Source organism: Micromonospora pallida (assembly GCF_900090325.1).
In the GTDB taxonomy this organism is placed as follows: Bacteria; Actinomycetota; Actinomycetes; order Mycobacteriales; family Micromonosporaceae; genus Micromonospora; species Micromonospora pallida.
Genome location: NZ_FMHW01000002.1, coordinates 6,701,025 through 6,714,376, shown reverse-complemented (window position 1 = coordinate 6,714,376; position 13,352 = coordinate 6,701,025). Strand labels below are relative to the sequence as shown.

Below are 13,352 nucleotides of genomic sequence, written 5' to 3'. Positions count from 1 at the left end.
GTCCCATGTGGACACATGGTCGGGTCGGCCAGGTGGCAGGACGCCGGGGCGGTCAGCGGCCGAGGGTGCTCTCCCGGAGTTCGAGCCGGTACGGAGCGGTGAGCGTACGGGGCGGGGCGTCCCGGTCACCCGCGATCCGGCCGGCCAGCAACTCCACCGCGAGCCGGCCGATGCGCTCCTTGTCCGGGGCGACGGTGCTCAGGGTGGGGATGGAGAACCGGCCGTCCTCGATGTCGTCGAAGCCGGCGACCGCGACGTCCTCGGGCACCCGCAGGGCGTGCTCGTGCAGGGCACGCAGCGCGCCCAGGGCGAGGGTGTCGTTGAAGCAGAAGACGGCGTCGGGGCGTACCCCGGCGGCGAGCAGGTCACGCATGGCGGCGGCGCCGTCGGCGCGGTGCCAGACCGACGCGGGGGCGACCAGCCGCTCGTCGTAGCCGATACCGGCATCGGCGAGGGCGGCGCGGTAGCCAGCGAGCCGCAACCGCGCGGTGGCCCCCTCCTCGGTGCGCTGCGAGCCGATCGCGGCGATCCGGTGCCGGCCGAGTCCGGCCAGGTGGGCGGTGATCTCTCGGGCGGCGGCCACGTTGTCGACCATCACGTGGTCGGCCGGTCCGTGGTCGACCCGCTCCCCGAGCAGCACCATCGGGGTGCCGTCCAGACCGGCGAGGTCCTCGGCGGTGAGCGCGAGCGGACTGAAGATCAGCCCGTCGATGAGGTGGTCGCCGATGCCGCTGGCGGCCACCCGTTCCTGCTCGCGACTGCCGCCGGTCTGGTCGATCAGCACCGTCCAGCCCTGCTCGGCGGCGGCCACCACGACGTGCCGGGCCAACTCGGCGAAGTAGGGAATGTCCAGCTCCGGCACGGCGAGGGCGATCACCCCGGTACGCCCCTTGCGCAGGTTGCGGGCGGAGAGGTTCGGCCGGTAGTTCAGCTCCGCGATCGCCTGCTCGACCCGCGCCCGGGTGGTCGGCCGGACATGCTGGTATCCGTTGACGACGTTCGATACGGTCTTCACGGACACGCCGGCCTTCTCGGCCACGTCCTTGAGCCTGTGCCGCACCGCGCCAACCTCCCGACCCCGTTCTGCGGGGGCACTCTACCGCGCCACCTGCTCTTTACAACGTTGACTACAACGTTGTAGAAAGGCGCACAGGAGAGTGACCACGGTCACTAGCCGTAGTCCGGCGTGGAAGTCAGGCAACGAGGAAAGGTGGCCCCCTCTTGCGTACCGCTCAGGTGACGGTCGATCCCGCCTTCGCGATCGGCGCGGCCGACCGCCGACTCTTCGGGTCGTTCGTCGAGCACATGGGACGCTGCGTCTACGGGGGTGTCTTCGAGCCCGGTCACCCCGAGGCCGACGCCGACGGGTTCCGTACCGACGTCCTGGGGCTCACCCGCGAACTGGGCGTCTCGGTGGTCCGCTACCCCGGCGGCAACTTCGTCTCCGGCTACCGCTGGGAGGACGGCGTCGGCCCGGTCGGCGACCGGCCACGCCGGCTCGACCTGGCCTGGAAGACGATCGAGACCAACGCCTTCGGCCTCCACGAGTTCATGACCTGGGCGGCCCGGGCCCAGGTGGAACCGATGATGGCGGTCAACCTCGGCACCCGGGGCGTCCAGGAGGCCTGCGACCTGCTGGAGTACACCAACCACCCGAGCGGGACGGCGCTGTCCGACCTGCGCCGCAAGCACGGCGCGGAGCAGCCGTACGGGGTGCGGCTCTGGTGCCTCGGCAACGAGCTGGACGGCCCCTGGCAGGTCGGACACAAGACCGCCGCCGAGTACGGCCGGCTGGCCGCCGAGACCGCCCGCGCGATGAAGCTGGTCGACCCGTCGATCAGCCTGGTCGCCTGCGGCAGCTCCAACCGGGGCATGCCCACCTTCGCCTCCTGGGAGGCGACCGTGCTCGAGCACACCTACGAGCACGTCGACTACATCTCCGCGCACACCTACTACGACCCGTCCGACGGCGACCAGGCCAGCATCCTGGCCTCGGCGGTCGACATGGACAGTTTCATCCGCGAGGTGGTCGCCACCGCCGACCACGTCGCGGCGAAGCAGCGCCACCGGCGCAAGCTCAGGATCTCCTTCGACGAGTGGAACGTCTGGTACCAGTCCCGCCTCCAGGCCGACCTGGACCGGCGCGGCTGGGTGGAGGCCCCGGCGCTGATCGAGGACACCTTCACCGCCCTCGACGCGGTGGTCGTCGGCGACCTGCTGGTCACCCTGCTCCGGCACGCCGACCGGGTCGGCGTGGCCTGCCAGGCGCAACTGGCGAACGTGATCGCCCCGATCCGGACCCGCACCGCCGGCCCGGCCTGGCGGCAGAGCATCTTCCACCCGTTCGCGCTCACCGCCCGGTACGCCCGCGGCACGGTGCTGCGTACCGAGCCGGTCTCCCCGACCTACCCCACTGCCCGGTACGGGGACGTACCGGTGCTCGACACCGTGGCGGTGCACGACGAGGAGCGCGGCGAGCTGGTCGTCTTCGCGGTCAACCGGGGCGATACGGACCTCGCGTTGGACCTCGACCTGCGCGGCCTGCCCCGACCCTCCGGTCAGTCCCACCTGACCCTCGCCGCCGGGGAGGACCCGACGGCGAGCAACACCGAGGCCGAGCCCGACCGGGTCACGCCCCGGGAGACCACCACCCCCACGGTCGACGGCGGCCGGTGCGCGGTGCGCCTGCCCGCTATCTCGTGGAACCTGCTGCGTTTCGCCACCCGCCCCTGACCAGCTCCACCACCCCACCTCCGCCCATCCGTCCATCCGTCCAGGGAGGCAACAGCATGATGCGCAACGAGATGAGCCGACGTCGTCTGCTCGGCCTCGGTGTCGGGCTCGGCACGGCGGCCACGCTCGCCCTGGCGGGCTGCGGCGGCGACGAGGAGCCCAGCACCGCCTCCGGCAACGGCGGCAAGGAGTACACCGGCCCGAAGGTCGACCTGAAGCTGTGGAACGGCTTCACCGGCGGTGACGGCGACATCTTCAAGAAGCTGGTCGAGACGTTCAACGCCGAGCACGGCAACATCGCGGTGGCGGTCACCACCTACCAGTGGGACGACTACTACAGCAAGCTCCCCGGCGCGGTCAGCAGCGGCGCCGGACCGGACATCGCGGTCATGCACATGGACCAGCTCGCCACCTTCGCCGCCCGGGGCGTCATCACCGAGTTGGACGACGTGGCGACGGCGCTGGGGCTGACCGAGGCCGACTTCGCCCCGACGGTCTGGGCCGGTGGCCTGTACAACGACAAGCGGTACGGCATCCCGCTGGACATGCACCCGCTCGGCTTCTACTACAACAAGGCCGTCATGCAGAAGGCGGGCCTCGACCCGGAGAAGCCGCCAACCACCCGGGACGACTACACCGCCGCGCTGACCGAACTGAAGAAGTCCGGCGTCCAGGGCTTCTGGGTCAGCCCGTTCCAGTTCACCGGCGGCATGACCTTCTACTCGCTGCTGCACCAGTGGGGCGGCACGCTCTTCGACGCCGACGCCGCGAAGGCCACCTTCAACTCCGACCCGGCGGTGGAGGCGTGCACCTGGCTGGTCGACATGATCAAGCAGGGCCACTCCCCCGCCAACGTCGGCCAGGACGCCGACTACCTGGCGTTCAAGGCCGGCAAGAACGCCTTCAACTGGAACGGCATCTGGCAGGTCAACGACCTGAAGAAGAGCCCCGACATGCAGTGGGGGGTGGCCCCGCTGCCACAGATCGGCAGCAAGCCCGCGGCCTGGGCCAACTCGCACAACTTCACCATCGTCAAGCAGCGCAGCGCCAACGCGGACAAGGTGGCCGGGGCCAAGGTCTTCATCAACTGGCTGAGCCAGCACTCGCTGGACTGGGCCGCCGGCGGCCAGGTGCCGGCCCGCAAGGCGGTCCGCGAGGACGCCGGCTTCGCGGCGCTCGCCGAGGTGAACGCGCTCGCCCCCGAACTCGAGTATGCGGCCTTCCCGCCGGCCGCGCCGGGCATCGGCGAGGTGCTGCTCACCTTCTACTCCTCGTTCAACGAGGCGGCGCTCGGCAAGAAGTCGCCGAAGCAGGCGCTGGACGACGGCGTGGCCAAGGCCGACAAGCAGCTCGCGGACAACCGCAAGAAGTACGGGAACTGAGGCGGTCGTGGCCGGCACCAGCACGGTCGGGGCGGCGCGTGGGGGGACGCCGCCCCCGCCGGTGGGGAAACGACGCCGGGAAGCTGGCCGGCGCGGCCGAGCCACCACCCCGTACCTCTTCCTCGCGCCGTACCTCGTCCTGTTCCTGGTCTTCGGGTTGGCCCCGATCGGGTTCGGGCTCTGGCTGAGCGTGCACCAGTGGGACCTCCAGCTTCCCCACCGGCCCTTCGTCGGGTTGGACAACTACCGGGACCTGTTCTCCAGTGACTCGGCAATCTACGGGGACTGGTGGTCCAGCGTCCGGGCCACCGGCGTCTTCACCCTCTTCTCGGTGCCGCTGCTGCTGGTCGTACCGCTGGGGTTGGCGCTGCTGCTCAACGAGAAGTTCCCCGGGCGGACGTTCTTCCGGGCGGTCTACTTCGCCCCGTACGTGCTCGGTGTGGCGGTGGTCGGCCTGCTCTGGCGGTTCCTGCTCGACGCCAACCTGGGCCTGGTCAACCGGCTGCTCGGCGCGGTCGGGTTGCCGGCGGACACGCCCTGGGTGACGGACGTGCCGTGGGCCTGGGTCTCCCTGGTCGGGGTGACCGTCTGGTGGACCTCCGGCTTCAACGCGGTGATCTACCTGGCCGGCCTCCAGGACATCCCCTCCGAGCTGTACGAGGCGGCGCGGGTGGACGGCGCGGGCGCCTGGGACCGGTTCCGCAACGTCACGCTGCCCGGCCTGCGCCCGGTCCTGCTCTTCGTGCTGACCACCACGATCCTCGCCTCGGCCAACGTCTTCGGCCAGTCCTTCCTGATCACGCAGGGCGCGCCGGGCGAGCAGACCCGGACGGTGGTCTGGCGGATCGTCGACGAGGGGCTCCGGGACAACGACGCCGGCCGGGCCGCCGCGATGAGCATCCTGTTCGCGCTCGCCCTCGCCGTGATCAGCATCGTCAACTTCCGGTTCCTGCGGTACCGGGAAGACTGAGGGGGCCAGCCGTGACGTCACTCCGCCGTGCCGGGCGCTACGCCGTCCTGGTGCTGCTGGCCCTGGTGTTCCTGGCCCCGCTGCTCTGGATGGTCCTCACCTCGCTGAAGACCTACGGGGGCGCGCAGAGGATCCCGCCGGACTGGCTCCCGAACCCGCTCTCCGGGTACGGCTACGAGCGCATCCTCACCGACTCGGCCAACCCGGTGCTGCGCTGGTTCGTCAACAGCATGCTGGCCGCCACGCTGCACGCGCTGCTGGTGCTGGTGACCGCGTCGATGGCCGCGTACGCCCTGGCCCGGATGCGGTTCCGGGGTCGTACGGTGAGCTTCGCGCTGATCGTGGGGACGCTCTTCATCCCGCCCACCTCGCTGATCATCCCGAACTTCGTGATCGCCGACCGGCTGCACTGGCTGGACACCCTCGCGGTGCTGGTGGTGCCCGGCGCGGCCAGCGCGTTCGGGGTGTTCTTCCTCCGACAGTTCTTCCTCTCCATCCCGGCCGAACTGGAGGAGGCCGCCGTCCTGGACGGGGCGAACCACTGGCAGATCTTCGTGAAGGTGCTGCTGCCGCTGTCGAAGCCGGCGCTGGCCACCCTCGCCGTCCTGTCGTTCCTCACCAACTGGAACGACTTCCTCTGGCCGGTCTACGTGCTGTTCAGCCCGGAGAAGCTGACCGTCCCGGCGGGCCTGGGCCTGCTCCAGGGCGCGTACGTCACCGACTATCCGGTGATCATGGCGGGCGCGGTGCTGGCCAGCGTGCCGGTGCTGGCGCTCTTCGTCCTGGCCCAGCGGCACATCATCCAGGGCGTGTCGCGCAGCGGGCTGAAGGGCTGACCGCCCGGCGGAACGCGACCGCGACGGTACGTGCCGATCCGGTGACGGCGCGCGGAGCCGCCCAGCCGCGCCGGAGTGTCGATCTCCGGCGGGGTCTTGCGCGGGACGGCCGGGTGTGAAAATTTCCTTCTGACGGTGTATTGCTGGCGACGAATCTTGCCGTCCAGCCGCCGTCCGCTCCCCCGCCCAACGAAGGGACGCACATGAAGGCACCTCGGCTCAGAGCCGCCGGGCTGGCCGTCGCGCTGCTCGGCGCGCTCGTCGCCGCGACGCCCGCGCAGGCCACCCCGGCCGCCGACACCACCGGCACCATCACCACCGCCGACTGCACCACCGACCCGGCCACCCCCAAGCGCCAGTTCCGGGCGATGTGGATCGCGTCGGTGACCAACATCGACTGGCCCACCAAGGCCTCCTGGACCGACCCGAACCGGATCGCCGCCCAGCAGGCCGAGTACCTGCGCTGGCTCGACCTCGCCGAGCAGCTCAACCACAACGCGGTGGTGGTCCAGGTCCGGCCGACCGCCGACGCCTTCTGGCCGTCGCCGTACGAGCCCTGGTCGGAGTACCTGACCGGAGTGCGCGGGCAGGACCCGGGCTGGGACCCGTTGGCCTTCCTGGTCGAGGAGTCGCACAAGCGGAACCTGGAGTTCCACGCCTGGTTCAATCCGTACCGGGTCTCCATGCCCGCCCCGGGCGGCGCGGGCGCGGACATCAGCAAGCTCGCCCCGAACCACCCGGCCCGGCAGCACCCGGAGTGGACCTTCGCGTACCCGCCGGCCAACGTCGCCGGCAGCCGGCTCTACTACAACCCCGGCATCCCCGAGGTCCGCGAGTTCGTCCAGACCGCGATGCTGGACGCGGTCAAGCGGTACGACATCGACGGCGTGCACTTCGACGACTACTTCTACCCGTACCCGAGCGGCACCCACCAGGTGCCGGACGACGCGACGTTCGCGCAGTACAACCGGGGCTTCACCAACAAGGCCGACTGGCGGCGGGACAACATCAACCTGCTCGTCAAGGAGATGAACGAGCAGGTCAAGGCGGCCAAGCCGTGGGTGAAGTTCGGGGTCAGCCCGTTCGGCATCTGGCGGAACAAGTCGGTCGACCCGCTCGGCTCGGACACCACCGGCAGCCAGTCGTACGACATCATCTCCGCCGACACCCGCAAGTGGATCAAGGAGGAGTGGGTCGACTACGTCGTGCCGCAGCTCTACTGGTACATCGGCCAGTACCCGGCGGCCGACTACGCCCGGCTGGTGCCGTGGTGGGCCGAGGTGGTGCGGGGCACGAAGGTGCAGCTCTACATCGGTCAGGCCGACTACAAGAGCGGTGACCCGGCGTACGGCTCGTTCTGGATGAACCCGCAGGAGCTGTCGAACCACCTGACGCTCAACCGGTCGTACCCGGAGGTGCTCGGCAACGTGCACTTCTCCGCGGTGCAGGTGCGGGCGAACCGGCTCGACGCGACCGACATCTACGCGCAGGAGCACTACTCGAAGCCGGCGCTGGTGCCGACCATGTCGCACCTGCCCGCGAAGCCGCTGCTGTTCCCGGTGGTCACCGGCGTGCAGCGGACCGACGAGGGGGTGCGACTGAACTGGCGGCAGCCGGCCGACGGCGCGGGCCCGTTCGGGACCGCGACCTCGTACGCGATCTACCGGCTGGACGGCAACCAGCAGCCCGGTCAGTGCGACCTGGCCGACGCCACGCACCTGGTCGACACCGTGCGGGCGACCGGCGGCGCGCAGTCGTACGTGGACACCACCGCCGAGCCGGGCCGGTCGTACACGTACCTGGTGACCGCCCTGGACCGGCTCTACAACGAGAGCCCGGCCAGCCCGGCGCGCTTCGTGCGCTGACCTGACGAACACCGGGATGCCCCGGGGCGGCCCGTCCGCCTCGGGGCATTCGTCGATTTCAGCGCATGGCGCAAAGTTTGAGCGACACTAGATCATTAATCCATAGTGGTCGATGAAAACTGTTCTCCAACCGGAACCCCGACCGGTGACCTGTTCCCCCTCGTTCACCCCCGGAGGAGATCCCCTCATGCGCCGTCGCCTCACCACCATGCTCGCCGCCAGCGCGTTCGCGCTGCTCACCGTGCTCGGGGTCGCCTCGCCGGCCGCCGCGGTCACCCGTGACCAGAAGCTGTCAGTGATGTACAGCTGGACGCAGACCAGCGCCAGCAGCTACAACGCCTGGAACTCGGCCCGGCAGAACCAGGGCGCCTGGGCGGCGTACGCCTTCAACTGGTCGACCGACTACTGCTCGTCCAGCCCGGACAACCCGCTCGGGTTCAGCTTCAACCTGTCCTGCTACCGGCACGACTTCGGCTACCGCAACCACAAGGCGATGGGCGTCTTCACCAGCGGCAACAAGGCCCGCGTCGACAGCGCCTTCTACGAGGACCTGAAGCGCGTCTGCGCCACGTACCCGAGCTATGTCAACCCGGCCTGCTACAGCCTGGCCTGGACGTACTACCAGGCGGTCAAGGCCTTCGGCTCGATCGCCGCGGTCAGCCCGGCCGACATCGACCGGGCCGCCAAGATGAAGGCCGACCTCGAGCGGGCCCACAGCGCACGCTGACCCCCTACCAGGTCTCACTAGCTCGACTGTGACCCTCTACCAGGTCTCGCCAGCTCGACTGTGACCCATACCGGGTCTCACCAGCTCGACGTGAACCGGGAGGAGGCGGGGGACAGGTCCGGGTGCTCCACCGCCAGGGCCAGCGCTGCCGCCTCCTCCAACCCCAGTTCCGCCCCCGCCCGGTACCCGGCGTCGAAGGCCGCGTCGCCCAGCACCCGGCGCAGCTCCGTCTGCCACCGCAGCCAGTACGGCCCGAACAGCCCCGGCGTGGACCGGATCCGGGCCCGCGTCGCCTGGGCCGCGCCGAACAGCCGGGCCGCGGTCAGCGGGTCGCCCCCGTCGGCGCACCGGACCGCGAGCGCGTTCACCGTGTCGCAGGCCCGCCCGTGGTAGCCGTGGCCCATCCGGGACCGGAGCGCCACCTGGAGATGCTCGTGCGCGGCGACCAGATCCCCCCGGCCCAGCGCCACCATGCCGAGCAGCATGTCCACCGAGCGCTGGCCCCGCTCCACCGGACGGGTCGCCTCCACCGTCCGGGCCGAGCCGAGCAGCTCCGCCGCCTCGTCCAGCGCCCCGCGTCGCCACAGCAGCTCGGCCAGACTGAAGACGGCGAGCAGTGCGTCCCCGGCCACCCCCCGTTCCCGGGCCCAGGCGATGACCTCCCGGCACACCTGCTCCGCCTCGACGAACTGCCCCATGTCGACCAGGGGCGCGGCCCGGCCGGCGAGCACCCGGGCGAGCAGACCCGCGTCCCCGGCCTGCCTCGCCGCCGCCTCGGCCCGCTGGGCGAAACGCAGTTCCTCGGCGAACTCGCCGTCGGCCCCGGCGTGCAGCGAGTGCATGTGGTACGCCGCCGCCAACTCCGCCTCGGGGATCCGCTCGCCGGTCTCGGCGATCCGGCCGTAGAGCCGGAACAACCAGAGGCGCCCCTCCCGGGCCAGCCCCCGCTCCCGCCACCACAGGTCCAGCCCAGCGGCCAGCCGCAGCCCGTCCCGGGCCGTCCCCCCGGTCGCCGACCAGCGCAGCGCGGCCCGGAACTCACCCGCGAGCGGGTCGAGCGAGTAGAGCGACAGGTTCACCGGCCGCCCGTCCGGGCCGAAGTATGCCCGCCACAGCACGTGCTGTGACCAGGCCACGTGCCGGTCCCGGGCGGCCTGCTCCTCGCCGTCCGCCGCGAGCCGGCGGGCCGCGTACGCCCGAATCGGGTCGAGCATCCGGTACATGCAACCCGAGGCACTCGGCTCGGCCAGGATCATCGACTTGTCCACCAGCACCGATAGCGAGCCGAGCGGGTCCCCGTCGAGCAGCCACTCCACCGCCGCCAGGTCCACCGGCCCGGCGAACACCGCCAGCCAGCGCAGCAGCCGGGCCGACCGGGGCCCGAGCGTCCGGTACGACCAGGTGACGGTGGCCTGCATGGTGGCGTGCCGCTCCACCGTCGACCGGGTGCCGTCGTCGGGCAGGTCGGCACGCAGGTCCACGGTCGCGTCCGGGTCACCTGACCAGGGGCGGGGCGGGTCCGGCTCGTCCCGCCCCGCGTCCAGCGCGCCGAGCACGTCGGCCAGGCGTTCGGCGAGCTGACCGGCGGAGAGCACCCGCAGCCGGGCGGCGGCCAGCTCGATGGCGAGCGGCAGGCCGTCCAGCCGATGCACCACCCGGCGCAGGTCGACCACCTCCCCCGGGCCGGGACGGCGCCCGCCCCGGGCGGCCGTGGTCCGGTCGAGCAGGAGGGCCACCGCGTCGCTCTCGCCGCCGCCCGGCGACGGGTCGATCGACAGCGGGGGGATCCGCCACACCACCTCACCGGGAAGACCGAACGACTCCCGGCTGGTGGCGAGCACCCGAACGCCACGCGCACCGGTCAGCAGCCGGGCGATCACCGCGGCGGTGGCGGCCGGCTGGGCGTCACAGGTGTCCAGCACGACCAGCACGCGACGGGTGGCCGCGTACTCGACGAGGGTGTCCATGATCGGGCGTCCCGGCTCCGGCCGGAGGCCGAAGGCGGCGGCGACCGCGAACGGCACCAGGCCCGGGTCGGTCACCGTGGCGACGTCGAGGAACCACACCCCGTCCGGGTACGCCTCGACCAGCCCGGCGCACAACTCCACCGCGAGACGGGTCTTGCCCGCGCCGCCCGCGCCGAGAACGGTGACCAGCCGGTGGTCCGCCACCAGCCGCCGCAACTCGATCCGTTCCACCTCCCGCCCGACGAACGAGGTGGCCCGGGTGGGCAGGTTGTGCGGCGGTGTGTCGGCGGTACGCGGGCGCGGGAACTCCCGCTCCAGGCCCGGGGCGAGGACCTGGAAGAGCCGCTCCCGGTCGTCGAAGCCGCGCAACTGGTGCAGCCCGAGGTCGAGCAGGGACGCCCCGGCGGGCAGCGGCTCGGCGTGCCGCACCGTCGACGCCGAACAGAGCACCTGACCACCGTGGGCGGCGGCGGCGATCCGGGCTGCCCGGTGCACCTCCGGGCTGGCGTACTCGCCGTCGCGCGGCTCGGCGTACCCGGTGTGCAGTCCCATCCGGACCCGGGGGGCCGACTCCGGGGTGGGCCAGTCGTGCCCGGCCAGCGCCCGCTGCGCGGCCAGGCAGGCGGCGACGGCCGCGGCGGCGTCGGCGAAGGCGACGAAGAACGAGTCACCCTCGGTGAGCAACTCCGCGCCGTCGGCCGCGACCAGGGTGTGCCGCAGCAGCCGACGGTGTTCGTGTAGCACCGGTCGGTAGCCGGCACCGAGCATCCGGGCCAGGCGCGTCGAGCCCTCGATGTCGGTGAACAGGAAGGTCACCCATCCGCTCGGGAGGCGGATCCGTGGCGACATGCGTGGAACCTCCGCCCCTGACGTCGCCGGCCATGCTGCCCTATGCCGCAGCCGTCACGCATCGTGAGAACGGCCGGACGGGATCGACCGCAACGTACCGCAACCGACCGACGCGGGCGCGGGAATCAGCAGCCGCAACCGCCGCCGCAGCAACCGCCGCCGGCCGGGGCGCCACCTCCGCCGACGGGGCCGGCTCCACCCCGACCGGTCACCGCCACGGTGGAGAGCAGCTTGACTGTGTCGTCATGGCCCTGCGGACAGGAGGCAGGCGCACCAGCCTGCGCCATCGGCCGGTTGACCTCGAAGGTGGCACCACAGGAGCGGCAGCGGAACTCGTACCGGGGCATGGCAACAAGGGTACGACCGGTCCTGACGTCGCCGCTGACATGGGTAATACTCGACGGGTGGTGGACGGAGAGGACAGCGCGCGGACTCGGCCCCTACGTCCGGCCGCGCCCCCCGGCGGGTCGCTCGCCACGTCGGGCGCCGCCGCCGAACCCGCGCCGTCGCACGGCGCCGGGGCGGTGCCGCGTCCCCGCCTCCCGGTACCGCCGGACACGCTCCGGCCGAGCGTCCCGACGCCGGCCGACACCCCACCGTCCGACATCCCGCCATCCGTCACCTCACCGGACGGCACCCCACCGGACGGCACCGCGCCGTCCGACACCCCGCCGGCCGGCACCACAGCCCCCGCCGCGCCGGAGGGCGACGCCGTCCGCGCCGGAGCCACTCCGGACGACGCCCCGACGGCCCCGACGGCCCCGACGGCCCCGACGGACAGCGCCGGCGACGCCCCGGCCGCGTCGACCACAGTCACCCCGGCCGAACCCGCAGCGACGGAACCCGACGCGAAACCGGAGTCGGACCCGAAGACCGAACCCGACGCGAAAGCCGACCCCGACGCGAAAGCCGACCCCGACGCGAAGTCCGAACCGGACGCGAAGGCTGAACCGGACGCGAAGTCCGACCCCGACACGAAGACCGAACCCGACGCGGAAGCCGGACCCGACGCGAAGTCTGAGCCAGACGCGGCCTCCGAGCCAGACGCTCAGGTCGGGGCGGGGCGGGCTACGCGCCGTCGGTACCGGGTGCCGTTCGGGCGCGCCGTACGCCTGCCGCCCCGGCAGGTCGCGGTCGGTGCGGCGCGGGCGACCCGGGCCTGGTCGAAGCGCCCCAGCGGCCGGTTCGCCCTCTCCGGAGTCTTCCTGCTGGCCCTGGTCTCCGCCACGGCGGCGGCCGGCGCGCTGCTGGTCCCGGCGACCGCCCCCGCCCCGCGCCCAGCCGCCGAGAACGGCACCGACAGCCCGTCCGCCGGACCGACGCTCCCCGGTGGTCTCGTGCCGCCCGGGACGCTGCCGCCCGGTGGGGTCACGCCCGGGGGCGTCGTCCCGATGCCGACCGGCCGCCCCGCCGACGCGCTCGCCGACTGGGCCCGGGTCACCGGGGAGAAGGTCGGCATCCCGCCAGTAGCCATGCAGGCGTACGGCTACGCCGAGCTGGTGCTCGCCCGGACCACCCCCAACTGCGCGCTGAGCTGGACCACCCTCGCCGCAATCGGGTACGTCGAGTCGCGGCACGGGGCGGCCAACGGCGCGAAGCTGCTGCCGGACGGGCAGGCCCTACCGGAGATCCGCGGCGACGCGCTCGACGGCAATGGTGGCCGCATGCGGATCCTCGACACCGACCAGGGCCGGCTCGACAAGGACCTCACCTACGACCGGGCCGTCGGCCCGATGCAGTTCATCCCGACCACCTGGGCGGAGGTCGGCGCGGACGCGGACAACGACGGCGCGCAGAACCCGCACGACCTGGACGACGCCGCGCTCGCCGCCGGCAACTACCTCTGCAAGGGCGGGCGGAACATGACCGTGTCCGGGGACTGGTGGGGGGCGATCCTGTCCTACAACGATGTCCGTCGTTACGCGCAGGACGTCTTCGACAAGGCCAACGAGTACGGCGTGGCGAGCCGGGGCTGATCCGACACCGACCACCCCGGACGGTCCGGATACTTCCCCCGGGCTGC

General features: G+C 72.1%; 10 protein-coding genes. 7 read left to right on the top strand and 3 right to left on the bottom strand.

What is annotated here, in order from left to right:
* Positions 1–52: 52 nt before the first annotated feature.
* On the bottom strand, positions 53–1,060 hold the full coding sequence (locus tag GA0074692_RS28640; protein ID WP_091649924.1) for a LacI family DNA-binding transcriptional regulator: 1,008 nt from the start codon (positions 1,058–1,060) through the stop codon (positions 53–55).
* Positions 1,061–1,221: 161 nt separating this feature from the next.
* Between GA0074692_RS28640 and arfA the strand changes: the two genes are divergently transcribed.
* From arfA to GA0074692_RS28610, 6 genes are all read left to right on the top strand, one after another.
* Positions 1,222–2,733, top strand: a complete 1,512-nt coding sequence (arfA, locus tag GA0074692_RS28635) for an arabinosylfuranosidase ArfA (protein ID WP_091649922.1) — start codon at positions 1,222–1,224, stop codon at positions 2,731–2,733.
* A 56-nt stretch (positions 2,734–2,789) separates the two neighbouring features.
* Positions 2,790–4,115: an ABC transporter substrate-binding protein gene (locus GA0074692_RS28630; protein WP_091649919.1), complete on the top strand. Its 1,326-nt coding sequence runs from the start codon at positions 2,790–2,792 to the stop codon at positions 4,113–4,115.
* Positions 4,116–4,176: 61 nt separating this feature from the next.
* On the top strand, positions 4,177–5,085 hold the full coding sequence (locus GA0074692_RS28625) for a carbohydrate ABC transporter permease (protein ID WP_245730498.1): 909 nt from the start codon (positions 4,177–4,179) through the stop codon (positions 5,083–5,085).
* Between the two features lie 11 nt (positions 5,086–5,096).
* A complete protein-coding gene (locus GA0074692_RS28620) occupies positions 5,097–5,921 on the top strand; it encodes a carbohydrate ABC transporter permease (protein ID WP_091649913.1) in 825 nt (274 codons plus the stop codon).
* Between the two features lie 203 nt (positions 5,922–6,124).
* Positions 6,125–7,786, top strand: coding sequence for a glycoside hydrolase family 10-like protein (locus GA0074692_RS28615; protein ID WP_091649908.1), 1,662 nt, complete (start codon positions 6,125–6,127; stop codon positions 7,784–7,786).
* Between the two features lie 187 nt (positions 7,787–7,973).
* On the top strand, positions 7,974–8,513 hold the full coding sequence (locus tag GA0074692_RS28610; RefSeq protein ID WP_091649904.1) for a phospholipase: 540 nt from the start codon (positions 7,974–7,976) through the stop codon (positions 8,511–8,513).
* A gap of 77 nt (positions 8,514–8,590) precedes the next feature.
* Here the strand turns inward: GA0074692_RS28610 and GA0074692_RS28605 are convergent, their stop codons facing one another.
* Entirely contained in the window at positions 8,591–11,329 is a 2,739-nt protein-coding gene (locus GA0074692_RS28605; protein WP_091649901.1) for an ATP-binding protein, read from the bottom strand.
* 125 nt (positions 11,330–11,454) lie between these two features.
* Positions 11,455–11,676: an FmdB family zinc ribbon protein gene (locus GA0074692_RS28600; protein ID WP_091649898.1), complete on the bottom strand. Its 222-nt coding sequence runs from the start codon at positions 11,674–11,676 to the stop codon at positions 11,455–11,457.
* Between the two features lie 57 nt (positions 11,677–11,733).
* Between GA0074692_RS28600 and GA0074692_RS34315 the strand changes: the two genes are divergently transcribed.
* Positions 11,734–13,305: a lytic transglycosylase domain-containing protein gene (locus GA0074692_RS34315; RefSeq protein WP_245730497.1), complete on the top strand. Its 1,572-nt coding sequence runs from the start codon at positions 11,734–11,736 to the stop codon at positions 13,303–13,305.
* The last annotated feature ends 47 nt before the right edge of the window (positions 13,306–13,352 follow it).